Below are 22,037 nucleotides of genomic sequence, written 5' to 3' on the forward strand. Positions count from 1 at the left end.
CTGACCATGAAAAGATATTATTTCCGGGCATTGGCCTATGTGCTGGCGGCAGGAATGCTGACGGCGTGTGACAAGCAGCTCGACCTGAAACCGGTGTCCAATACGGTTGTCGGAAACGACGGGCAGGGTACGGCCGGTTCGTTTATCAAGGATGCGGCGTCTGCCGAAGGTGCTATCGGCGCCTGCTACGGTATTTTCCGGAACGGTTCGTCGGAATACTATGTGATGGATTATTTCCTGGCAGGGGATGCCCAGTCAGACAATGCCTATGCCGGTGCAGATAACCCGTCAATTTTCGAGATGGATGAATTCCGGATGCAATCGACCAACGCCCTGGCCGCGCGCGACTGGAGTTACCTGTTCAACCACATTGCCAGCGCCAACTCCATCATCGTCAATGTCCCGAAAGTGACGGATGCAGCGCTGACGACTACGCGCAAGAGCCAGATCGTTGCAGAGGCGAAGTTCATCCGTGCCCGCGCCTATTTCGATCTGGTGCGTTTGTACGGGGAAGTGCCGTTGATCGTGGATGAGTTACCGACGATTACGTCGGAGAATGTGGCCGAAATCTACCCGAAACTATACCCGGCCCGGAACAAGACGGACGAGATCTATGCGCAGATCCTGAAAGACCTGACCGAAGCCGCTCCGGCGGTGCCGGCGTCTGGTCCGGATAAAATGACCATTACCCCCGGGGCCGTCTATACGTTGCTGGCCAAAGTATATGCTACCCAGAAAAACTGGGCGGAGGTAATCGCCAACTGCGACAAGGTCATGGGGCTCGGCTATACCCTCCTGCCCGACTATGAACAACTGTGGGATGGTAACCACGAAAACAGCAGCGAAGCCATTTTTGAGCTGAATTTCGACGGTTGGGCAACAGGCGGCAACTGGGGAACATCCATGTTCTACGGAAACGACTGGAAGAAGTTCAATACGCCGTCGAACGACCTGATCAAAGCATTCGACGACGAAAAAGACGCCGTCCGGAAAGCCTCCAGCATCGCCTTTATTGATGCTACCGGGCGGTGGTCAGACAAGTATTTTCCGCTGACCAAGTATCCGTTGGCCTATAAAATGCGGAAGACGGACGCCAGTCAGAACATCATTGTCTACCGCCTGGCCGATGTACTCCTGTTGAAAGCCGAAGCGCTGAACGAAACCGGCAGCCTGGAAGATGCCCGGAAGCTCGTCAACCAGGTACGTACGCGGGTCAAACTCGGCGCTACGCCGGCAACGGACCAGGCTTCGATGCGTCTGGCGATTGAAAAGGAACGCCGCCTCGAACTGGCATTTGAAGGCATCCGGTGGTATGACCTGGTACGAACCGGCCGCGCCATGACGGTTATGCAGGCTGTCAAAGACGGAAGCGGCAACAGCCTGGGCTATGGCATCTCCGCCGATAAGCTCATCTGGCCGGTACCGCAGACTGAAATTGACAAAAACGCCAACCTTACCCAAAACAACGGGTATTGAGTTAAACAGTGGCGGAGACTTCGGTCTTCGCCACTTCACGTCTTTCTTCCCATGATTCGATCTATTGTCTTTATCGGTGTTTGCCTCGGGCTGTACAGTTGCTCGGCGACATCGCCCAAACCCAGCGGTTCGCCGGTTGACTCGTCCGCAAAAGTCAGCAGCTGGGTGACGAATGGTACTCAAACCAAACTCCTGCAAAAAGAATCGGCGACGCCGATTCAGAAGCCATCAGCAACGGCATTGCCGCTTATTGAGGTGGATGAGTCTCAGGTATTTCAGGAAATGGATGGATTCGGAGCTGCTCTTACCGGTTCCTCGGCCTATCTCATCCAGCAGAAAATGAATGCCTCCCAGCGTACCGCCTTGCTGACGGAGCTGTTTGATCCGCAAAAGGGAATCGGGATCAGCTATGTGCGGATTACAGCCGGCGCTTCCGATTTTTCTCTTTCGGATTTTACCTATCAGGACGACCCGTCGAAGCCTTTTTCCATTGAAAAAGATAAGGCAGACCTCCTGCCGGCATTGAAATCAGCCCTGACGATACAGCCTGCTCTCAAGATTATGGGATCTCCCTGGAGCGCGCCTGCCTGGATGAAAAGCAGCGGCAAGCTCGGCGGCGGGAAGCTCAAGCCGGAGTCATATGGTGATTTTGCCGGATACCTTGTCAACTATATTAAAGGATACCGGGCGGAAGGGATCAACCTGGAAGCTATCAGCGTGCAAAATGAGCCCCTGCACGAAGCGGCCTATCCGTCGATGCGCATGGAGGCATCCGAGCAGCTGGATTTTGTGAAAAACCACCTCGGGCCGGCTTTTCGCAAAGAAAGCATCGCCACTAAAATACTGCTGTACGACCACAACTGGGATCGTCCGGACTATCCCGTCACGATTCTGAACGATCCTGAAGCCAAACAGTATGTAGCCGGTTCTGCTTTTCACGCCTACGCCGGAAAGGTATCGGCGATGAGCGAGGTTCATGCCGCGCATCCGGACAAAGGCCTCTATTTTACGGAGATTTCGGGAGGAAGCTGGGCGACGAACTTCGGCGATAACCTGAAATGGAATCTGTCGAATATCTTCATCGGAACGGCAAATAACTGGTCCAAAAATGCCCTCCTCTGGAACCTCGCGCTCGACCCCGACGCGGGGCCGCAGAACAAAGGATGTACCAATTGCCGGGGCGTAGTGACGGTTTTGCCCGATGGCTCCTTCCAGCGAAACGTTGAATATTATGCGCTGGCTCATTTTTCAAAATTCGTCAGGCCCGGTGCTAAACGCATCGCTTCAGGCCAGAGTCCGGCGTCTGTGGAGAAAGTAGCTTTCCGCAATCCCGATGGTTCAAGAGTACTGATTGTACTCAATACAGGCACAGAGACAGCCCGTTTTGCGGTAAAAGACGGAAACCGGCAGTTCAGCTATTCGCTGGAGCCGGGAGCAGTAAGTACCCTTATCTGGGAATAATCGAATTTATAGAAGAGTCCGGGATGCGCAGGCGTCCCGGACTCTTTCGTTTTCAGGGAGAGAAAAAGAGACAACAGGAACGTTACTCTTCCTCTTCCTCGTCGTCGAGCAGCTCTTCCTCGAAGTCGTCTTCGTACTGCTCTTCTTCGGAGTAGTCGTCGTCTGCCCCGAATTCCTCGGTTTCCTCAGCAGGATCGAGGGTTTCTTCGTCGCCTTCCGGAAAATCGTCCAGCAAATCCGTTTCTTCAAAAGTGAGTTTCATGGTAAACGGTCGTTAGATGTCTCAGGTAACCAAACAAAGATAAAGAGGAGGAAAACGATTTATGTTACCGGGATTTTAATCTTTTGTAACGCCTGCGGAATCGCGGATAAAGGCGTAAAATACAGTGGGATTTCTTCGAAAAATCCTAAAAGAAGGCGATGCCGGCAAGGGAAATTTCTTTTACTTTTGGTCGTCAACACGTCTTCGGCATCATGATCAACTATGTCTTATTTGACGGACCGCGGGTCCGGCCCCACTTGTTACCGCTTGTTTTCACCCGGCCTATTGCAGAATTGCGGGTGGGAATCAGGACGATAGCCGAGAAATGGGCTGACTGGCTGGAGACGGAACCGTCCTACCTTACCCTTCCGTATTTACAGAAAAAGTATCCCCTGAAGAAAAGCCCGGATACGATCTACATCCACGGAGGCCTGTGCCCGAACGAACGGCTTGTTCGCTCACTGGAGCAACTGAAACCCGGCGAGGCCCTCATGCAGGGAAATATCCTGCTGGCGGTACGCGGGAGCAAACTGACACTGGACGAACTCGTCCCCGATAACCCGAACTTTCAAAAGCAGTATTTCTGGGACAAGGCGACGGTTATCCAGCGTCTGCCGGATCTGGTCGTATACAACGGTGACCAGATCGCCATCGATTTCGAACGGATTACGCTGGGCCGTACCTCTCAGCCGATGGAGGACCGGTTTACCGCCTGTTACAACGAATCACAGATCTTTCTCGAAGAAGGCGTACAGCTCCGGTCTGCGGTACTGAATGCTGAAAACGGGCCTATTTACCTCGGGAAGGACGTTCATGTCAGCGAAGGAGCGCTTATCCAGGGCCCTTTTGCTGCGCTGGAAGGTTCCGTTATTAACCTGGGCGGCAAGATGCGGCGCAATACGACGATCGGACCGCACTGCAAGGTTGGCGGAGAGGTCAGCATGAGCATTGTCATGGGGTATTCCAACAAGGGGCACGACGGATTCCTGGGTAATTCCTATCTCGGAGAATGGTGTAACCTCGGCGCCAATACCAATAATTCGAACCTGAAAAACGACTACGGTAACGTCAAACTCTACGACTACGCCACCGGAAAACTGGAAGATACGGGTCGCCAGTTTGTCGGTCTCTTCATGGGAGACTACTCCAAAGCCGGGATTTCCACCATGTTCAATACCGGTACTATTGTTGGTGTAAACGTGAACCTCTTCGGCGCCGGGTTTACCCCGAAACACGTCCCTTCTTTCAGCTGGGGCGGCGCCGATTCCGGCTTTCAGCCCTACCGGTTCGAAAAGGCGGTGGAAGTAGCCCGGAATACGATGGACCGTCGCGGAAAGCTCTTCACCGAAGAAGAAGAGGATATCTGGCGGGCGATCTACGACATCGAGCAGCGCAAACCGGACTCAGAATCGCTGTAATTGCTCCGATTCGAGTACCTGCATGCCGGCAACCGGCTCCCGGCTGAGGGTAATCATGGCGTCGGCGACTTTTCCTGCCTGTATGCCGCGGTATCTCCGTAATGGCGGGATGAGGAGGGAAACCGGCGTCAACAGCCAGTCTGCGACCTTTCCGAAAATTTCTCCGGGTCGGAATTGCTTCCGTTTTCCGAGAAGAATCGACGGCCGTAAAACGGTATAGCTCGGAAAACCTATTCGGGCAATGGCCTGTTCGACCTCGCCTTTTACCCGCGAATAGAAGATGCGGGAGGAGGCATCGGCTCCCACCGAGGAGATCAGCAGGTAGTGCCGCGCCCCCGCGGCGAGCGCCAGCCGGGCGATTTCGATCGGATAGGTAAAATCAACTTTCCGGAAGGCTTCCTGTGATCCCGCCTGGCGGATGGTTGTCCCGAGGCAGCAGAAGACAACCTCTGCGCCGGCAACGTCTTCCGGGCGCAGGTGATCAAAATCGACCACCCGCTCTTCCAGCTTCGGATGCTTGAGGTGAAGCGGTCGCCGGGAAAGGGAAATCACCCGATCGTACTCATCGGATTTCAAGAGCTTAAAAATCAGGTAGTTGCCGATAAGGCCGGAAGCGCCGGCCAGCAAAGCGGTTCGGGGAGTCGTCATCGGGGCAGTCGGGCGGGAAACGGTTTCCATGCAAGGTAGGCCGGGACGGGGAAAAGAAAAAGGTAAGGCTGTCCGGACCGGCGTCGTCCACCTATATCTATTCACCCAAATTTCTTTTCCGGCGTCGTTGCCCAACTGGATATGCCTTTCTACTTTTACGCCGGATTTTTCTGTTCTTTGCCAGGACAGCCACATTCTCTCCGATACTGGCCACTGCAAATCCCATCACTATGAGTGTATTAGTTAACAAAGATTCACGAATCATTGTACAAGGCTTTACCGGGTCAGAAGGAACCTTCCACGCCCAGCAAATGATCGAATACGGCACCCAGGTTGTGGGTGGCGTAACGCCGGGCAAGGGCGGTCAGAAACACCTCGACAGACCTGTTTTCAATACGGTAGCCGACGCAGTCCGTGAAACCGGCGCTGATGTTTCTATCATCTTTGTACCTCCGGCCTTCGCTGCGGATGCAATCATGGAAGCGGCAGATGCCGGCGTCAAAGTGATTGTGACCATTACGGAGGGTATCCCCGTGAAGGATATGATCGCCGTGAAGGAATACCTCAAGAATAAAAGCGTCCGGCTCATCGGACCCAACTGCCCGGGTGTCATTACGGCCGACGAGTGCAAGGTGGGTATCATGCCCGGATTTATCTTCAAGAAAGGCACGATCGGACTGGTTTCCAAGTCAGGTACCCTGACGTACGAAGCTGTTGACCAGTTGACCAAAGCCGGTCTCGGTCAGACGACTGCTATCGGTATCGGCGGTGACCCGATCATCGGAACCACAACCCGCGAAGCGGTTGAGCTGCTGATGAACGATCCGGAAACCGAAGCGATTGTCATGATCGGTGAAATCGGTGGCGGCATGGAAGCCGAAGCCGCTTACTGGATCAAGGAAAACGGTAACAAGAAGCCGGTTGTCGGGTTCATCGCCGGACAAACCGCGCCGAAAGGCCGCCGGATGGGCCACGCAGGCGCCATCGTCGGTGGTGCCGACGACACGGCCGAAGCCAAAATGCGGATCATGCGCGAATGCGGTCTGTACGTGGCTGAATCGCCCGCCGTTATTGGTGAGACGATGGTGAAGGCCCTGGAAGATTTCAAAGCCAAAGCCTGATTCTTTCGTTTTTCCGTAGATAAGGTATCTACTTTCTGTCAGCGAGATCCGTGGTGAGATTCCGCACGTTTCCGTGTCAGAGGACAGTATACGTCAAGCCTGTGGGTAGAAAGCTACTCCACAGGCTTCACTGTTTTCTGATTTTCTTCTTTTTCGGTTTAACAGCGGCTGCCCAGACGACCGGTCCGGGGAACGGGTACTTTCTTGTGCATGATTTCCGGGATGACTGGAATGTGTATGACGAGGACCTGAAGAGCTACATTCCCTACATCCGGGAGCTTCACCAGGACTATCGGTCCTACAGCCTGCTGCTGGATGTGGAAAAAAACCGGCATTATTACCTGCTTTACAAATCGGATCAGGAGAACTTCCTCTTTATCAACGGCGCGTTGCAGAAGAAACTGCCTGCAAATGAGTGGGTTGTGATGCGTTTTGACAGTCTTTTCAAAGCCTATCACCAGCACCGCGTGTTGCTGACGCTCTACGGCAATCAGTCCGGCATCGAAAAGAAAAACCTCTATATCGGGCACAAAGTCGCAACAGGGCAGAAACCCATTGTTGTCTCGGAGTCTTTTCTCCAGGCCCGGCCGCGGGAAGACTCGCCCTTCGACGACTTCTACGCACTCGGTGCGTTGTTGCTACTGGCGATGTACGTCTTTCTCTATCAGGCGTTTAATAAGGGTTTTGCCCGGTACTTCAGTATCCGGGATTTGCTGACAATTCCGACCCGCGAGGGGGTCGGCGCCCTGACCCGGAGCCCGTTTGAACTCAGTAACCTGTCGTTCATTCTGCTGCTGAGTTTTCTGCTTTCCTACCTCTATCAGCTGGTGCGCTACCGCGGGGTTGATTTATTCGGAACACAGGGATTTTTTCAGGAAGAAGAATCGCTGGGTATGCTCTTTCTGTCGTTCTTCATCGTCGCTGTCGTTTTTCTGGCCGGTTTCATTCTCAAGTATGTGATTTTGAATACCCTCGGGCAGATTTACCGGTTCGATCGGCTCGTGAACATCCACTATTTCAAGGCCATACAGGCGTCTGCCTTGTTTTATACGGTGCTCGGCCTGGTCATGATCATGATGATGACGACGTTTCCGGTGGCGACCTTCCGCTGGGATGCAATCCTTTTTATCCCGGTGACGCTCTTCTATTTAGCCAGGCTTTTATTATTGTACTTTTCCATTAATAAATTGTCTGATGCTAAAAATCTCTACTTATTTTCATACCTTTGCATCGTTGAATTGGTTCCTTTCATCATTGGGGTGAAGTTCGCCCTGTGATCCGGGGAGGTTTCCCACGTGTTTAATCAGGAGTTGACAATAAGGAATCGTTCAGACAGCACGACTCTTTACTGTTTTTCCAAACTTCTCTTATTTTTTGAACCTGAATGAGTGAAACGACGAACAAGACGGACGAACGACTCACGAAAGTTTCCAGCATTTTGGTGACGCAGGCTCGTCCGGCTGACGAAAAATCGCCCTATTTCGAACTTGCCAAAGACTACAACATCAAAGTAGATTTTCGGCCTTTCATTGAAGTAAACGGCGTTTCTTACAAAGATTTCCGTAAGCAAAAACTAGATATCCTGGCGCATACGGCCATTATCTTTACCAGCCGGAATGCGGTTGATCATTTTTTTCGTATCTGTAAGGAAGCCAAAATCGAGATGCCGCCGGAGATGAAATACTTCTGCGTGACCGAACAAACGGCCAATTACCTGCAGAAATACATCGTTATCCGGAAGCGGAAGATTTTTGTCGGCGCGAAAACGGCTGCGGATCTCCTCGATCTGATCAAGAAGCACAAAACCGAGAAATTCCTGTTCCCCTGCTCAGACAAGCGGCGGAATGATATTCCCGGCTTTATGGTCTCCAATGATATCCACCTTTCCGAGGCGGTGATGTATGAGACGGGCTCTGCGGATCTGTCGGATCTGGAAAACGTTTTTTACGACGTTATCTGTTTCTTTAGTCCATCGGGTGTGAAGTCACTTTTCGACAACTTCCCGGATTTCAAGCAAAACAAAACGCGCATTGCCGCACTCGGACCTACCACAGCCAAGGCTGTGATCGATGCCAATCTGATTCTGGACATCGAGGCTCCGATGCCGAATGCGCCCTCGATGACCGGTGCGCTGGATCTGTATATCCGCAAGGCCAACGGTCTCAAATAAGAGACGATCCGTCTGGAACCTCCGGCCCGCCGCCGGAGGTTTTTTTTGTCCTGCTGTAACAATAGCGGGGTTTTGTCGTTTGGTTAATGCCGGCGGAAAAATAGGCCACTCCCGGCACTGTTTCCGGAAATAGTTTTTAGTTTTAGCTCCGTTAACGTGCTTGTCCAAGCCATGCGAAAAACGCTATACCTGTTAGTACTCTTGTTGTTGACTTCTTCGGGACGCCTGTTTGCCCAACAGGATCCGCAGTTCAGCCAATACATGTATAACCAGTCGTTCCTGAATCCGGCCGCCGCCGGAAACGACGGAATGACGCGCTTTCAGCTCATTCACCGTCAGCAATACATTGGTTATCAGAGCAGTTTCGGAGACGATGGCGGCACGCCTGTTTCCCAGCTCTTCACCTTTCAGATGCCGTTGGCGGGGATCCGTTCGGCTGTGGGCCTGAATATTCTCAACGATCAGGCAGGACCTCAGATCAATCAGCAGGTACAGGCGGCTTATTCGTATCGCGTTGCGCTGGGAGAGGACCGTACCCTTTCGTTCGGCGTCCTGGGCGGTTTGCTGATCCGTACAATTGATTTCGACAAGCTCCGGGCACGCGATCCGGGTGACCCGCTCCTGGGTACCGGAAAGTTTACCGAATCGCGCCCTGACGTCGGTGCGGGCGTTTATTACTCGACTTCAACCTACTATGTGGGGGCTTCCATGATCCACATCAATCAGGCAAAATTTTCTTTTGGGCAGGATGTGGCAACCAACAGGGCCCAACAAACCGTATTTATTAACGGCGGCTACCGGTACTACGTCAACGAGGAGGTGGAGCTTAATCCTACTGCACTCGTCAAAACGGATCTGAATACGTTTTCAGTAGAAGCTTCGTTGTTAGCGACGTGGAGAAACTTCATCTGGGTAGGAGCCGGCTGGAGACAGGGTGACGGTGTGCCGGTGTTCGCCGGGGTGAACTGGAACAAATTGCGTTTCGGAGCCTCGTATGACATTATCCTGGGTGGTGTGAATGCCAAATCCCCCGGTTCGTATTCGGTGCTGGTGAGTTATGCCATGCCCGGTCCGAAGCCGAATAAGCGGGTTCCGGTTCGCACGCCGCGCTTCCGTTTTTAAAATACCGGTATTTTCCAAATACCAACCAATATGCCTGATACGTTACCTCGAAGTAATCCGCCTGACAGCCGCTATTTCGGGTACACTCACGACCGATAATCCGAAGTTTATCGAAACGGTCTGAGGACAATAGAGATTTTTTTTATTTTTGCCGCTTCACATAAATACGAATCGGACGTGTTCAGCGTTCTTTTGCGGCATATACTCGAAACCCAGCGGATAGCAATGAAATCTATTTTTCCGTCAGTAATGCCAAACCGATATCGAAAAGAAAACAACTATATGGTCATGGATGAGCGGTTTATGAAAAGACGCCTCATTTGGAGTGTTCTGGTTCTGGTTCCGCTGCTGATGCTGCAGAGTTGCGGGTTCTTTGGCAGTAAGAAAGACGGAGGCAAGGGCGGAGATGCAGCGAGTGGAGGAAAAGGAGGCAAAAGCCGGAAAGGCGATGTCGGAATTTACAACGGTGAAGTCGTCGCCGATGCCCGGAAAGGGTGGAAGCAGCCGACACCATATGGGATGGTCCTGATTCCTTCCGGTTCGTTCTTGATGGGCCAGGCTGACGAAGACGTTGCCACGGCGCAGGTGAACTTCAACAAGCGGGTGACGATCAGCCAGTTTTTTATGGATGATACCGAAATCACCAACCACGAATACCGGCAGTTTGTCAACCGTATTCTGGAAGACTCGGTGTCTATCCTCGGTGAAGAATATATCATGACCAAGCTGTACCCGGATACCACGGTTTGGAAGAAGGATTTTACCTACCACAACGGCGACCCGATGACGGAGTACTACTACTCCAGCCCGGCGTTTGACCGCTACCCGGTAGTCGGGGTAAGCTGGGAAGCAGCGCGCGAATTCTCCCGCTGGAGAACCAGCCTTCTGAACGAGTACCGCAAGGGCGAAAACCAGGCAGCTATGCCCCGGTTTGACCTTCCGACGGAATCTCAGTGGGAATGGGCGGCCCGTGGCGGTAAGTCCGGCGCCAAGTATCCCTGGGGTAACCCGTACGTAGCAAACGGAAAGGGTTGCATGCTGGCCAACTTCAAACCGCAGCGCGGAAATTACGATGCGGATGGCTACGCATACACCGCGCCGGCCAATGCCTATAATCCCAATGACTACGGTCTGTATAACATGGCCGGAAACGTTGCGGAATGGTGCAAGGATGCCTGGGCTGACAATTCTGTTGTCGTCACCTGGGATCTGAACTCTGACAACATCAATGATGACGAGCCCCGCAAAGTGATCCGCGGTGGTTCCTGGAAAGATGTGGCCTATTTCCTCGAAACCGGGACCCGTTCCTGGGAGTATAAGGATGCCCGTCGCTCCTATATCGGTTTCCGTTGCGCAATGCAACACATCGGGATGTCTTCCGGACGGGAGTTCCGCTAGACCCTTATCGACATAACACCTGTAGAGCGGGGCCGTTCTGCAGGTGTTTTTCTCTGTTTATCTACCTCGTTTGTTACCCAAAAGTCCTTTTCACGTAAACCTCTTTTTTTGCTCATGGCGGCGAAACGTAATGTCTTCTTCGACAAAATTCTTCCTGTAGTGTATAGTGTGGGGGCTGCTGTCGTAATTCTCGGAGCCCTCTTCAAAATTCAGCACCGCCCCGGAGCGGATGAAATGCTGACCATCGGGATGGGTACGGAAGTAGCAATTTTCCTTCTCTTTGCACTTCAGCAGTTTATTGCCCCGAGTACCGAGTACCAATGGGAAAAGGTTTATCCCGAACTGGATGATGATTTCAAAGGTGAACTGCCGGTCCGGACGGCTGCTGCTCCGACGCAGAACCTTGGCCTGACGGCGAAAATGGACGACATGCTCGCCAATGCGAAAATCACGCCTGACGTCTTCAACAACCTCGGTTCCGGTCTGCGTAATCTGACGGACACGGTCGGCAAAATTGGCCAGTTGACCGACGCAACCGTTGCCACCAACGAATACGCGAAAAACGTGAAGAGCGCCGCGGCGTCTCTTCAGGAAATGAATACGTCTTACGGAACGGCTGTATCTGCCATCTCTGAAATGGCGACTGCTTCCCTCGATGCGAAGGAATACCGTGCCAAGTTCCAGCAGATTACCCAGACAATGGGCGCGTTGAACGCCGTATACGAGCTTGAGCTCCAGGATACCCAAAAGCACCTGAAAGCGATGAACTCGTTCTACGGAAACCTTTCTTCTGCGATGGACAACATGAAGGACGCGTCGAAAGATGCCCAGCAGTTCAAAAACGAAATGGGCCGCCTGACCACGAACCTTCAGTCGCTCAACAATATTTACGGCGGCATGCTGTCAGCCATGAAAGGCGTTCAATAACCCGGCTACCACACCGGCTCATTTCTGACACTGAAAAACACTATTGACTTATGGCAGGTGCCAAAGAAACACCCCGGCAGCGAATGATCGGGATGATGTACCTGGTGCTGACAGCAATGCTGGCCCTACAGGTGAGTTCAGCTTTGATCGACAAATTTGTCCTGCTGAACCGAAGCCTTGAATCAGCCAACGGTACATCGAATACGACGAACCAGCAATCGGTAAAAGGAATTAAGGATAAAGCAGCGGAGAGCGGAAACCTCTACGCAGACGTTATGCAGAAGGCTGACGCGGTTCGCAAGCTTTCTTCCGATATGTACAATGAACTCGCGACGCTCAAAACCGAGCTGATCGACAAGAGCGGCGGGTATGACGAGCAAGGCAACCTGAAAAACCCGAAAGAGGAAGAGCAAATCGCTGTTATGATGGTTGGGCTCGGAGGCAAAGGCAAAGCCTACGCGCTGAAAGATCGTCTGAACAAGTACGTGACAGATTTGCAGGGATTTGCTGATAAAGGCACGCAGTTTACCCCGCTGGCCCTCGACGCGAAGGAAGACCCTGTAACCAGCAAAGACAAGGAACAACGCAACAAGGACTTTGCCGAACTGAATTTCGCTCAGACGCCCCTGCCGGCAGCCCTGGCCGTATTGAGTCAGAAGCAGTCTGAAGTACTGCGTTACGAAAACACGGTACTTGACCAGCTGGCAGCGAAAGTAGGTCTGAAGGAAATCAAGTTTGACAAGATTTTCCCGGTTGTTTCTGCAAAATCCAATACGGTCGTAGCCGGGATGAAGTACGAAGCTGAACTTTATGTAGCGGCTACTTCTACCGCGATTACTCCCCGGATGAGCTTCAATGGCGCGGCTGTCCCCATCAAGGACGGACGCGGTCAGATTCAGTTTGTTGCCCAGGGCGGCGCATACGGTGCTGACGGCCTTGCCAAGAAGAGCTACAACGCTACGATCGCTTACCCGGCTCCCGGCGGCGAGATGAAGACGTTCACGGTTACCGGTGAATACTTCGTGGCGAAACCGTCCTATAGCATCCAGCTGGCACAGACGCCGGCGCTGTATTTTGGTTGCGCGAACCGCGTTCAGTTTGTGAGCCCGCAAATGGGTTCGCTCTGGAATCCGTCGTTTACTGCGAACGGAGCGGAAGTTATTTCCGGCGGACAGGGTAAGGTTACCATCGTACCGACTTCAAAAGACGTAAGTATCAACGTCATTAACATGGGTAATACCCTCGGTACGGAACGTATGCAGGCTCGCCTGGTGCCGCGTCCGAAGTTTGTCGTACTCGGAAATGGCCGGCCGCTTGATATTCGTTCAGGTGGCAGCGCATCGCAATTGCGTACGCTGGAAATCAAGGCGCAGGCAGACGACGATTTCGCAGCATCGAATCCGGAGGATGCGAAATTCCGTGCCAGCGACGTACAGATTTCTCTCGGTCGCGGATCGAAAAAAATTGCCGGTCCGGTACCGATGGGCAATATTTCGTCCCTCGCGGCCGTTGCACAACCCGGAGACCGTTATGTGATCGAAGTCAAAGGATACCAGCGTCAGAACTTCCAGGGAAAGGTTTCGACTCACAACATGAACGAGCCCTTTGTTGTGCCGTTAAACTAACATCCATTTGCCATGATGAATTTCAAAGGAATTGCGGGATTAGCCCTGTCGCTGGCAGCGACGGGATCAGCCTTCGCCCAGCAGCAGCAACCTGCAGCTCTGGCGGAACGCCCTGCCCCCGTGGCGGAGCGTCCGATGGCTGAGCGTGGAAAAGCCTCTGAATCGCTCCGACCGATCGACGAAGAGGACATCATGTACAAGACGACTCTCTGGAGACGGATGGACCTGCAGGAAATCCAGAATCAGCCGTTTTTCTCGACTAACAACGAGATTACCCGGTACCTGATTGACGGAATGAAAGCAGGTGTTCTGAAGGCATACAAGAACGATTCTCTCGCGACAGAACTCACGCCCGAACAATTCCAGGCCAACCTGACGATGGAAGGCGCCGGAGATGCCCTTTCGGAAGAAGAGCGGGCAGCGGGGTTTGGTAACGAAGCCGCCGGCGGTGACGACGGCTGGGGAGATGGCGCCAAAAAAGATACCAAGAAGGACGCTAAAAAGCCTGCTGCACTTTCTGATGCCGATGACGGCTGGGGTGGCGGCGGAAACGCCAAAAAGAACCCGAAGAAGGATACGGCTGCCGGAGCAGCTCCGAAGCAGGATACCTTCACTGAGCAAACTACGTCGGCGCCTTCTGCTTTCGAGTACTTCCCGACGGATATCACGGTACTGGAACTGAAGGAAGATTACGTATTTGACAAGCGTCGTTCACGTCAGTATTACGACATGAAGTCGATTACCCTGATCATCCCGGCATCCAAGACTCAGGCCGGCTTTGACAAGGAAGTAGCTACATTCCGCTACAAGGATGTAGATCGGTACTTCCGCAGCAATCCGACGAAATTCATCTGGTACAACAACCAGAACAACGCGAAGCACCTCAATATGGCGGATGCCTTTGACCTGAGACTGTTCTCGTCCCGTATTCTGAAGCAATCCAACGCGAAAAATGCCTACCTCTCACAAATCTACGGTGGTGAAAAGGAAGGTCTCGTGAAGGCTCAGCAACTCGAATACAAAATGATGGAATGGGAGCATAACCTCTGGGAATACTAAGAGCAAAGCTTTCGAAGATACGGCGGCCGGGACATATGTTCCGGCCGTTTTTGTTTGTCAAAATAGTCTGGGACAGATGATGCGCTGCCGGTTCCTGAGCATGAAACCCAGGACAATTTCGTGCGTGCCGCGGGAAACTGTCCGGATATCCGACAAAGTGAAATCATAGGAATAACCGAGGTTCAGCCGATAGTTGATGTTGACGCCGATCAGTCCGACGATAGCGTCGCGGTGGCGGTACGAACCACCTACCCAGAACCGGTCAAGGTATGAGAACTTGGCATTGAGATCATAGGATACCGGAGCGGGACGTACCGACTTGATCATGACGGACGGCAGGAACGACCACTCTTCCGTAATCGGTATCCGGTATCCGGCTGTCAGGAAATAGTGATTGTACAGGGTTCCGAGCCACTCATATCCGGAGTTACCCGTAGTGCCGTAATCCAGCTTTTTAAACAGCAACTGGTTGACCGATAACCCGAGATAAAAGTCGGGATCATATATCAGTACTCCGGCGCTGAGCTCCGGTACAATCCGGCTGAGCTTCCCCTGCTGAACGACGGGATCATTGGGGTTGAGCAGGTGTAGCTGATCGAAATCGAGGGTATGTTGCGTAATACCTGCGCCGATGCCCGCCGATACCTTGAACCGGTTGTTCAGCACGAAGTGATGGGCAAAGGTTCCCATCAGGGTACTTCGCATACTCGGGCCGGTTTCGTCGTGCAGAAAGATACCCCCGATACCATTGTGCGCAGGTGGAGGCTGCTGCCCGCGAAAGGTACGCGTACGGCCAAGTGGGCGGCCATAGGGTCCGCGGACAGAGAGGGAACTGGTGCGGTCGGTCTTGTCAAGTGCACCGTGACCGGCAACGTAAAACGTCTTCGGCGTTCCCTCCAACCCGGCCCACTGACTCCGGTAACCCAACTTCACGTCGACAAAGTCTTCCAGCCCGCTCAATGCCGGATTCAACACAAACTGATTCAGCATGTACTGGCTGTACTGAGCCCGCTGCTGTCCTTCGGCCGGAAGTAGCGGGAGCAGCAAAAAAAGGAAGAGCCAGTAGCGCTGACGCATAGTCTTTTCGAAAAAAGAAAACGTAACATCCAAAAACCATCTCCCGAAAGCAAGCGGAGAGACGGGAAAAGAGCTTGCCCGATAGAGGAAACGGGACAGAACCCGACAATATTGAGACCAGCCCGGATTAAACCCCTGGCGGGGAAATCAATCATAGGCATCGTTGCCGGGAAGAGAGTAGCACCTTATCGTCGGATTCGGAGACAGAATACCATCCGGCATGATTCCGGTTCCGGAAAATTATCATCCGTGTAACTCCCTGAACCAGTAGAAAATAAGCCGGAATAGGTTTGATCTCAAATTCCTTCGCTTTCGTCGAAATTCAAGCAGGTATCGGATTGTTTGGTGGAATTTTGATCAGAGCTGTTCCGAAGAAATCTCCCCCGAAAAAGTAACTAAACTCCTTACACACCTATTTCGCCTCTGAAAAAGGGGCCCAATGCAATGATAACGTTTTTACAGCGAGCGGTGAAGCAGATTATATGTTCGGTTTTTCTGGTAGTGGCCGCCGGCCCTGTCTTTGCCCAGTTTCCGGGCGGGATGCCCGGGGGAGGCAACCAGCGTCCTGCGGCTATCCCGGGTACGGCGACCGATCAGACTCCAAGAGGAAACTCGAAAATTACGGGTTTCGTGGTCGACTCGTCTGTGACTAAAGCCGTCGAATTTGCGAGCATAGCTCTTTATACCAAGGTGACCAACAAGGCAGTGGATGGAACTGTCGCCGACGACAAGGGCAAGTTTACCCTCAACCGCGTAGCGCCGGGCGAATACAAACTGATGCTGACGTTTATCGGCTTCAAAACCAAAACCATCAATGACGTTAAAGTTGTAAAGGGTGAAGACCTCGACCTGGGCGTTATCAAACTGTCTCCTGAAGTCAAAACCCTCAACGAAGTAACGGTTACCGGTCAGAAGGAAGTCATCGAAGAAAAAGTAGACCGGCTTGTATTCAACGCAGACCGGGATATCGCTGCCAAAGGCGGGGATGCAACGGAAATTCTGCGGAAAGTACCGATGCTGTCGGTTGACCTCGACGGAAACGTGCAATTACGCGGTAGTGCCAACGTACGGGTACTGATCAACGGGAAGCCGTCGACCATCGTCGCCCAGAACGTTTCTGACGCGCTCAAGCAGATTCCGTCTGACATGATCAAGACGGTGGAGGTCATTACCTCTCCTTCTGCCAAATATGATGCGGAAGGTTCCGGCGGGATCATCAACATCATCACGAAGAAGAATACACTGCAGGGCCTTACACTGAATATTGACACCGGCGCGGGTAACCGCGGCTCCAACCTGGGCCTCAACGGAAACTACCGCAAGGGTAAACTCGGCATCAGTCTGAACGGCCACGGCCGGGCGATGTATAATGTGAAAGGCAAAAGCACGAGCGATCAGACGGCGACGATCGACGGTGTCGAAACCATCACCCGGCAAAACGCCTCTACGCTCAACCAGAACCTCTTCGGCAACTATTCGCTGGGGATGGATTATGACATTTCGAAGACGGCTTCCCTGACGGGTAATATCCGCTTCGGTACCCGCAACGGGATGAATACGCAGGACTTGTCGACCGAAATCTATAAAGCCGGCGCCCTGACGGGTTCAAACTCCCGCTATGTCGATTCGAAGAACTTCTCCAATACGGTTGATGCGAACCTTGACTATACCAAGACCTTCAAGCCGCAGCAGGAATTCAGCCTTTCCGGTCAGTTCAGCCGTAACAACCAGAAGAGCAAGTACCTCGCTGACCTGTTCGACGCAGATGGCAACGTCAACAGCCGTCAGAAGAACGACAACCCGAGCTACAATCAGGAAATAACTTTCCAGGCGGATTACCAAACGCCTGTGGCGAAAAATCAGCTGATTGAATTTGGGGGAAAGACGATCTTCCGTCAGGTGGAAAGCGATTACAAATACTACGTTGCGCAAGGTTCGGACGGAGAGTTCGTGACTGACCCGAGTCGCAAAAGCAACATCCTGAATTACAATCAGAACGTAATGGCCAGCTACCTGTCCTATCAGTTCGCGACGAAGAACAAGTGGAATTTCAAAGTGGGCTCCCGGTATGAGTACACGGTGATCAACGCGGATTTCAAGAATAGCTTCACCCTCGATATTCCGGATTACGGCAATCTGGTGCCGAGTGTGAACATCTCGAAGATGATCAACGGCAAGACGTTCAAATGGGGATACAACCGCCGCCTCCAGCGTCCGGGTATTCAGTCGCTGAACCCGAACCTTAACCTGGCTAACCCGCAGAATATCAGCCTCGGGAACCCCTACCTGAAGCCGGAAATGACCGACAACTTCGAAATGTCCTGGAGTACGTCGTTCAAAGGTACCTACCTGAACTTCACCGGGTTCTACCGCCACACCGGTAACTCCATTACGTCGGTACGGTCAAATGCGGCAGATATCCGCCAGATTTTCTCCGGCACGCCGTACGGTGAAATCCTGACGACCGCGCTCGAAGGTGTTTCAAACAGCGCCATTGTAACGACGTCCAGCAATATTGGCAAAGAGCAGGCCGTAGGTCTGAATATCTTCGGAAACGTGAATATCACGCCGAAGTTTACCATCGGCGGGGGTACGGACATCATGTACCAGATGCTGAGCAACGGCAGCCAGACGACACTGAAAGCCTCCAATTCCGGTATGACCATTGGCGGGCGCTTCTTCTCGAACATCACGCTGAAGAATAACTGGGCGGTACAGGGCTTCGGATTTGTCCGCAGCCGGCAGGTACAGTTGCAGGGAACGATGGGCGGCTTCGCATTCTATTCGCTCGGCATCCGCAAGGAGTTTGCCGACAAGCGTGCCAGCGTAGGTGCAGGTCTGGAGAACTTCTTCAATTTCAACGGCTTCAAAGTTCGCAGCAGCTTCAACTCTGCGGCCTTTACACAGAAAACCACGAGTACGCAGTTTAACACAGGTGTTCGTGTAACCTTCAGCTACCGCATCGGTAAGATGAGCTTCAACCAGCCGCAACGCCGGCGTGGAAAGGGCATCAACAACGATGACGTGAAGGACGGCGGCGGAGGCGGCGGAGACGCGCAGCCCCAGCAGCAAAACAGTACTCCTGCAACGAACGGCCCCGGCAACCGGCCTGGTGGCGGACGTCCAGGTGGTCAGAAGAACTGATCCCACTTAACCCGATCGAAAAAGCCCCCGGCAGCGCCGGGGGCTTCTGTTTTTCAGAAACGAGCCGTTTCAAAATAACTCCGGACTTTCAGGGCCTTGTCCCTTCCCAGTACCCCCTCCATTTCTTCAAAAGTGGCCTCCCGGATGGCCTTGATGGTTTTGAAGTGCTTGAGCAGCTTTGTGGCGGTTATCTTGCCGATCCCTTCAATGTCTTCGAGTTCGCTGACGATGAACGTCTTGCTTCTGCGGTCCCGGTGATGCGTGATGCCAAACCGGTGGGCTTCGTCCCGCAGACGCTGAATCAGCTTGAGACTTTCCGAGCGTTTGTCGATGTACAGCGGAATCGGATCTTCCGGGAAATAAATCTCTTCCAGCCGCTTGGCAATACCGACAATCGGTACCTGACCGTATAGTTTGAGTTCTTTCAGGGCTTCACAGGCGGCGGATAGCTGGCCTTTGCCACCGTCGACAATAATCAGGTCAGGCAGGGGTTCTTCTTCCTCCAGCAGGCGGGCGTAGCGTCGTCCGACAACCTCCTTCATCGTAGCGAAATCATCAGGCCCGATAACAGTTTTCGGAATAAAATGCCGGTAGTCTTTCTTGGACGGAGCACCATCTTTAAAACACACCATCGCCGAAACCGGGTTGGTTCCCTGAATATTGGAGTTATCAAAACACTCGATATGCCGCGGAATACTCTTCAGCTGCAGGTCGTTTTTGAGCGTCATCAGTACCCGCATTTTCGGGTTGCCTGCGGTGTCTTCGGCTACCTGCCGGTCGGCTTTTTCTTTCCGGAAGAACAGGACATTTTTCACAGATAATTCCATGAGCTTACGCTTGTCGCCGATCTGGGGAACGGTATTGGATATGCCCTTCAGCTCAACCGACAGCGGAAGATTGGTGATGATTTCTCTGGCTTCGGAATTGTACTGCGTCCGAAGTTCCCAGGCCCACATGGTCAGGATTTCTTCGTCGGTTTCGTCGAGTTTTTTCTTGATTTCGAACGTTTGCGTCTGGCTGATAAAGCCGTTCACTACGCGCATGAAATTGACGTATGCAGTTGTCTCGTCAGAAACGATCGTGCAGACGTCCACATCGCCGATATTCGGATTGACAACCATGCTCCGGTTCCGGAAGCTTTCGAGCATTTCCAGTTTTTCTTTCCATTCCTGTGCTTCCTCAAAAGCCATCCGGACGGCGGCATCGGTCATGCGGTCCTGGAAAAACTGCCGCGGAATCGCCAGGTTTCCCCGGAGGATGTACTTTACCTGGTCGATGTTCTTGTTGTATTCTTCTTCCGGCTGAAGCCCTTCACAAGGCCCTTTGCACCGCCCGATGTGGTATTCGAGGCAAACCTTGAACTTCCGGTTTTCGACATTGGCCTGTGTCAGCGCGAAGCTGCACGTCCGGATCGGATATAGTTGCCCGAACATCTCTATCAGGCTGTGCATCGCCCGGACGTTGGCATAGGGGCCAAAAAAGGTGCCGAGCTTCTTGTCTACCTTCCGTAACGTCAGAATCCGGGGAAACCGCTCATTTGTGATACAGATGAACGGGTACATTTTATCATCCCGGAGCAGGATGTTGAATTTCGGCTGGTACTGTTTGATGAGGGAATTTTCGAGCAACAGGGCGTCAAACTCCGTCGGAACGATCGTGAATTCGATCTTTCGGATATGGGAAACAAGGCGCTTTGTTTTGCGGTCGTGATCCCGGGAGGTCTGGAAATAACTCCCTACCCGATTGCGCAGATCCTTAGCCTTGCCTACGTAAATGACGGTTCCCTGATCGTCAAAGTATCGGTAAACCCCAGGCTGATGGGGTATTTTGGTAAGTTCGGTTTTATAGTCGAATGACATAGTTCAGTATACCTTGGTTTTCCGGGACGCCGTCCGGTACAGTTCGGCCGTCCAAAAAGCCGCTTCTTTCAGGGCATCATAAGCGGAAGCCAGTGCCTGGTCCAGCGACGCAGGCCTACGCAGAATAGACGCAGCATAGCTCAATCCCAGCTCCCGTAACGCGACAGGATCCGCGTCGAGCGTTCCGCACAGGGCCAATACCGGAATTTCGGATTTTGCCGCGCGTTCGCATATCCGCCCGATGAGTTTGCCCTGCAGGCTCTGGGTATCGAGTTTTCCTTCCCCCGTCAGAATCAGGTCCGTATCGGGTAACAGGTCGTCGAAGCCCAGAAGTTCCATCACGAGATCCGCTCCCGGCCGGAGTTCCGCCCCACAAAAGGTCAATAGCCCGTAGCCGAGCCCGCCTGCCGCCCCCGCGCCGGGAAACAGACGGTAGTCCTGTGGCAGGGTATCGCGCACCACGTCGGCCAGGTGCGCGAGTCCGGCATCCAGGTCAGCGACGTCTTCCGGCGACGCACCCTTTTGCGGGCCATATACACCGGCGGCGCCGTCAGGGCCATCGAGCGGAGCGGTTACGTCGGAGGCGACCGTTACACGGATACCCTTCAGAAGGTCTTCTTCCGGAGGGAGAATTGTTGCAATCTTCCGGAGACTACTCCCGGAAGGATGTAAGTCCTGCCCGTCGGCATCCAGAAAACGCCAGCCGAGTGCCGCTGCCATGCCGATGCCGCCGTCTGTCGTAGCTGATCCGCCGATACCCAGCATCAGGTGCGTGGCGCCGCGGGAAACCGCTTCCCGGATCAGTTCTCCGGTTCCGTACGTAGTCGTCTGTCCGGCGCTTCGTTCGTCCGGGGCGAGCAGCGCCAGGCCGGACGCTCTTGCCATTTCTATCACGGCCACCTCGCCGGCAATACCGGCTTCGGCCAGGATGGGTCTTCCGAGCGGGTCGGAAGCCGTCCAATGCTGTATGGCGCCGCCCAGGGCTTCAGTGAGGGTTTCAAGAAAGCCTTCGCCGCCGTCCGAAAGCGGTAGTGAACGTATGTATGCGTCAGGAATAGCGGCGCGTATGCCTTCCGTCATCGCCCGGCAGGCTTCCGGAGCGGACAGCGATCCGCGGAACTTATCCGGACAAAGAAGAATATTCAGCATAGAGGAACGGCAGTTGCCGGAGCGAAATTACTAAAATACGCTGTTTCGGTTGGGGTTGACGCAGGCAGACGCCCGCCCGGGAATTTTTTCTCCCGTTTTCCGGATTCCAATGGTATCTTGC

At 53.2% G+C, this 22,037-nt stretch carries 17 protein-coding genes; 12 read left to right on the forward strand and 5 right to left on the reverse strand.

The window, feature by feature from the left end:
• Window positions 1-6 precede the first annotated feature (6 nt).
• Window positions 7-1,476, forward strand: a complete 1,470-nt coding sequence (locus BLR09_RS09025; RefSeq protein ID WP_093200663.1) for a RagB/SusD family nutrient uptake outer membrane protein — start codon at window positions 7-9, stop codon at window positions 1,474-1,476.
• Between the two features lie 51 nt (window positions 1,477-1,527).
• The gene (locus BLR09_RS09030) at window positions 1,528-2,937 is read left to right on the forward strand and encodes a glycoside hydrolase family 30 protein (protein ID WP_093200665.1); all 1,410 of its coding nucleotides are present in this window, start codon (window positions 1,528-1,530) and stop codon (window positions 2,935-2,937) included.
• Between the two features lie 82 nt (window positions 2,938-3,019).
• Here BLR09_RS09030 and BLR09_RS09035 read toward each other — a convergent pair whose 3' ends face one another.
• Entirely contained in the window at window positions 3,020-3,199 is a 180-nt protein-coding gene (locus BLR09_RS09035; RefSeq protein ID WP_093200668.1) for a hypothetical protein, read from the reverse strand.
• A 212-nt stretch (window positions 3,200-3,411) separates the two neighbouring features.
• Here BLR09_RS09035 and BLR09_RS09040 point away from each other — a divergent pair, with 212 nt between their 5' ends.
• Window positions 3,412-4,617 (forward strand): GlmU family protein, encoded by a 1,206-nt coding sequence (locus tag BLR09_RS09040; RefSeq protein WP_093200670.1) that lies wholly within the window; start codon window positions 3,412-3,414, stop codon window positions 4,615-4,617.
• Here BLR09_RS09040 and BLR09_RS09045 read toward each other — a convergent pair.
• On the reverse strand, window positions 4,603-5,295 hold the full coding sequence (locus BLR09_RS09045) for an NAD(P)H-binding protein (protein ID WP_245689891.1): 693 nt from the start codon (window positions 5,293-5,295) through the stop codon (window positions 4,603-4,605). The genes BLR09_RS09040 and BLR09_RS09045 overlap by 15 nt on opposite strands.
• A gap of 200 nt (window positions 5,296-5,495) precedes the next feature.
• Here BLR09_RS09045 and sucD point away from each other — a divergent pair, with 200 nt between their 5' ends.
• The 8 genes from sucD (at window position 5,496) to porN (ending at window position 14,687) form a co-directional block, all read left to right on the forward strand.
• The gene (sucD, locus tag BLR09_RS09050; protein ID WP_093200671.1) at window positions 5,496-6,386 is read left to right on the forward strand and encodes a succinate--CoA ligase subunit alpha; all 891 of its coding nucleotides are present in this window, start codon (window positions 5,496-5,498) and stop codon (window positions 6,384-6,386) included.
• Window positions 6,387-6,487: 101 nt separating this feature from the next.
• Window positions 6,488-7,663, forward strand: a complete 1,176-nt coding sequence (locus BLR09_RS09055; protein WP_093200673.1) for a DUF4271 domain-containing protein — start codon at window positions 6,488-6,490, stop codon at window positions 7,661-7,663.
• Between the two features lie 107 nt (window positions 7,664-7,770).
• On the forward strand, window positions 7,771-8,556 hold the full coding sequence (locus BLR09_RS09060) for a uroporphyrinogen-III synthase (protein ID WP_093200674.1): 786 nt from the start codon (window positions 7,771-7,773) through the stop codon (window positions 8,554-8,556).
• A gap of 171 nt (window positions 8,557-8,727) precedes the next feature.
• The gene (locus tag BLR09_RS09065) at window positions 8,728-9,678 is read left to right on the forward strand and encodes a PorP/SprF family type IX secretion system membrane protein (RefSeq protein ID WP_093200677.1); all 951 of its coding nucleotides are present in this window, start codon (window positions 8,728-8,730) and stop codon (window positions 9,676-9,678) included.
• Window positions 9,679-9,966: 288 nt separating this feature from the next.
• Window positions 9,967-11,076: a T9SS ring complex lipoprotein PorK/GldK gene (gene porK, locus BLR09_RS09070; RefSeq protein WP_093201436.1), complete on the forward strand. Its 1,110-nt coding sequence runs from the start codon at window positions 9,967-9,969 to the stop codon at window positions 11,074-11,076.
• A gap of 114 nt (window positions 11,077-11,190) precedes the next feature.
• Window positions 11,191-12,003 carry a type IX secretion system motor protein PorL/GldL gene (porL, locus tag BLR09_RS09075; RefSeq protein WP_093200679.1) on the forward strand — a complete coding sequence of 271 codons (813 nt, stop codon included), beginning with the start codon at window positions 11,191-11,193 and terminating at the stop codon, window positions 12,001-12,003.
• A gap of 50 nt (window positions 12,004-12,053) precedes the next feature.
• Window positions 12,054-13,628: a type IX secretion system motor protein PorM/GldM gene (porM, locus tag BLR09_RS09080; RefSeq protein ID WP_093200682.1), complete on the forward strand. Its 1,575-nt coding sequence runs from the start codon at window positions 12,054-12,056 to the stop codon at window positions 13,626-13,628.
• A 12-nt stretch (window positions 13,629-13,640) separates the two neighbouring features.
• Complete coding sequence (gene porN / locus BLR09_RS09085; RefSeq protein ID WP_093200685.1) at window positions 13,641-14,687, forward strand: type IX secretion system ring subunit PorN/GldN; 1,047 nt, start codon at window positions 13,641-13,643, stop codon at window positions 14,685-14,687.
• 57 nt (window positions 14,688-14,744) lie between these two features.
• Here porN and BLR09_RS09090 read toward each other — a convergent pair whose 3' ends face one another.
• Complete coding sequence (locus tag BLR09_RS09090) at window positions 14,745-15,764, reverse strand: PorP/SprF family type IX secretion system membrane protein (RefSeq protein ID WP_143011068.1); 1,020 nt, start codon at window positions 15,762-15,764, stop codon at window positions 14,745-14,747.
• 444 nt (window positions 15,765-16,208) lie between these two features.
• On the opposite strand from BLR09_RS09090, the gene BLR09_RS09095 reads away from it, so the two are divergent.
• On the forward strand, window positions 16,209-18,908 hold the full coding sequence (locus BLR09_RS09095; protein ID WP_449441354.1) for a TonB-dependent receptor: 2,700 nt from the start codon (window positions 16,209-16,211) through the stop codon (window positions 18,906-18,908).
• 53 nt (window positions 18,909-18,961) lie between these two features.
• On the opposite strand, the gene uvrC is transcribed toward BLR09_RS09095, so the two are convergent.
• Both uvrC and BLR09_RS09105 read right to left on the reverse strand, forming a co-directional pair.
• Window positions 18,962-20,767 carry an excinuclease ABC subunit UvrC gene (gene uvrC, locus BLR09_RS09100; RefSeq protein WP_093200690.1) on the reverse strand — a complete coding sequence of 602 codons (1,806 nt, stop codon included), beginning with the start codon at window positions 20,765-20,767 and terminating at the stop codon, window positions 18,962-18,964.
• A 3-nt stretch (window positions 20,768-20,770) separates the two neighbouring features.
• On the reverse strand, window positions 20,771-21,916 hold the full coding sequence (locus BLR09_RS09105; RefSeq protein WP_245689894.1) for a glycerate kinase: 1,146 nt from the start codon (window positions 21,914-21,916) through the stop codon (window positions 20,771-20,773).
• Window positions 21,917-22,037: the final 121 nt, after the last annotated feature.

Origin of the sequence: Siphonobacter aquaeclarae, from assembly GCF_900103285.1 — a bacterium.
Classification (GTDB): domain Bacteria; phylum Bacteroidota; class Bacteroidia; order Cytophagales; family Spirosomataceae; genus Siphonobacter; species Siphonobacter aquaeclarae.

Excerpts from the sequence above, each read along its gene's own strand:
- BLR09_RS09025 (WP_093200663.1), top strand. The coding sequence starts at position 7 with ATGAAAAGATATTATTTCCGGGCATTGGCCTATGTGCTGGCGGCAGGA.
- BLR09_RS09030 (WP_093200665.1), top strand. The coding sequence starts at position 1,528 with ATGATTCGATCTATTGTCTTTATCGGTGTTTGCCTCGGGCTGTACAGT.
- BLR09_RS09035 (WP_093200668.1), bottom strand. The coding sequence starts at position 3,199 with ATGAAACTCACTTTTGAAGAAACGGATTTGCTGGACGATTTTCCGGAA.
- BLR09_RS09040 (WP_093200670.1), top strand. The coding sequence starts at position 3,412 with ATGATCAACTATGTCTTATTTGACGGACCGCGGGTCCGGCCCCACTTG.
- BLR09_RS09045 (WP_245689891.1), bottom strand. The coding sequence starts at position 5,295 with ATGGAAACCGTTTCCCGCCCGACTGCCCCGATGACGACTCCCCGAACC.
- sucD (WP_093200671.1), top strand. The coding sequence starts at position 5,496 with ATGAGTGTATTAGTTAACAAAGATTCACGAATCATTGTACAAGGCTTT.
- BLR09_RS09060 (WP_093200674.1), top strand. The coding sequence starts at position 7,771 with ATGAGTGAAACGACGAACAAGACGGACGAACGACTCACGAAAGTTTCC.
- BLR09_RS09065 (WP_093200677.1), top strand. The coding sequence starts at position 8,728 with ATGCGAAAAACGCTATACCTGTTAGTACTCTTGTTGTTGACTTCTTCG.
- porK (WP_093201436.1), top strand. The coding sequence starts at position 9,967 with ATGGATGAGCGGTTTATGAAAAGACGCCTCATTTGGAGTGTTCTGGTT.
- porL (WP_093200679.1), top strand. The coding sequence starts at position 11,191 with ATGGCGGCGAAACGTAATGTCTTCTTCGACAAAATTCTTCCTGTAGTG.
- porM (WP_093200682.1), top strand. The coding sequence starts at position 12,054 with ATGGCAGGTGCCAAAGAAACACCCCGGCAGCGAATGATCGGGATGATG.
- porN (WP_093200685.1), top strand. The coding sequence starts at position 13,641 with ATGATGAATTTCAAAGGAATTGCGGGATTAGCCCTGTCGCTGGCAGCG.
- BLR09_RS09090 (WP_143011068.1), bottom strand. The coding sequence starts at position 15,764 with ATGCGTCAGCGCTACTGGCTCTTCCTTTTTTTGCTGCTCCCGCTACTT.
- BLR09_RS09095 (WP_449441354.1), top strand. The coding sequence starts at position 16,209 with ATGATAACGTTTTTACAGCGAGCGGTGAAGCAGATTATATGTTCGGTT.
- uvrC (WP_093200690.1), bottom strand. The coding sequence starts at position 20,767 with ATGTCATTCGACTATAAAACCGAACTTACCAAAATACCCCATCAGCCT.
- BLR09_RS09105 (WP_245689894.1), bottom strand. The coding sequence starts at position 21,916 with ATGCTGAATATTCTTCTTTGTCCGGATAAGTTCCGCGGATCGCTGTCC.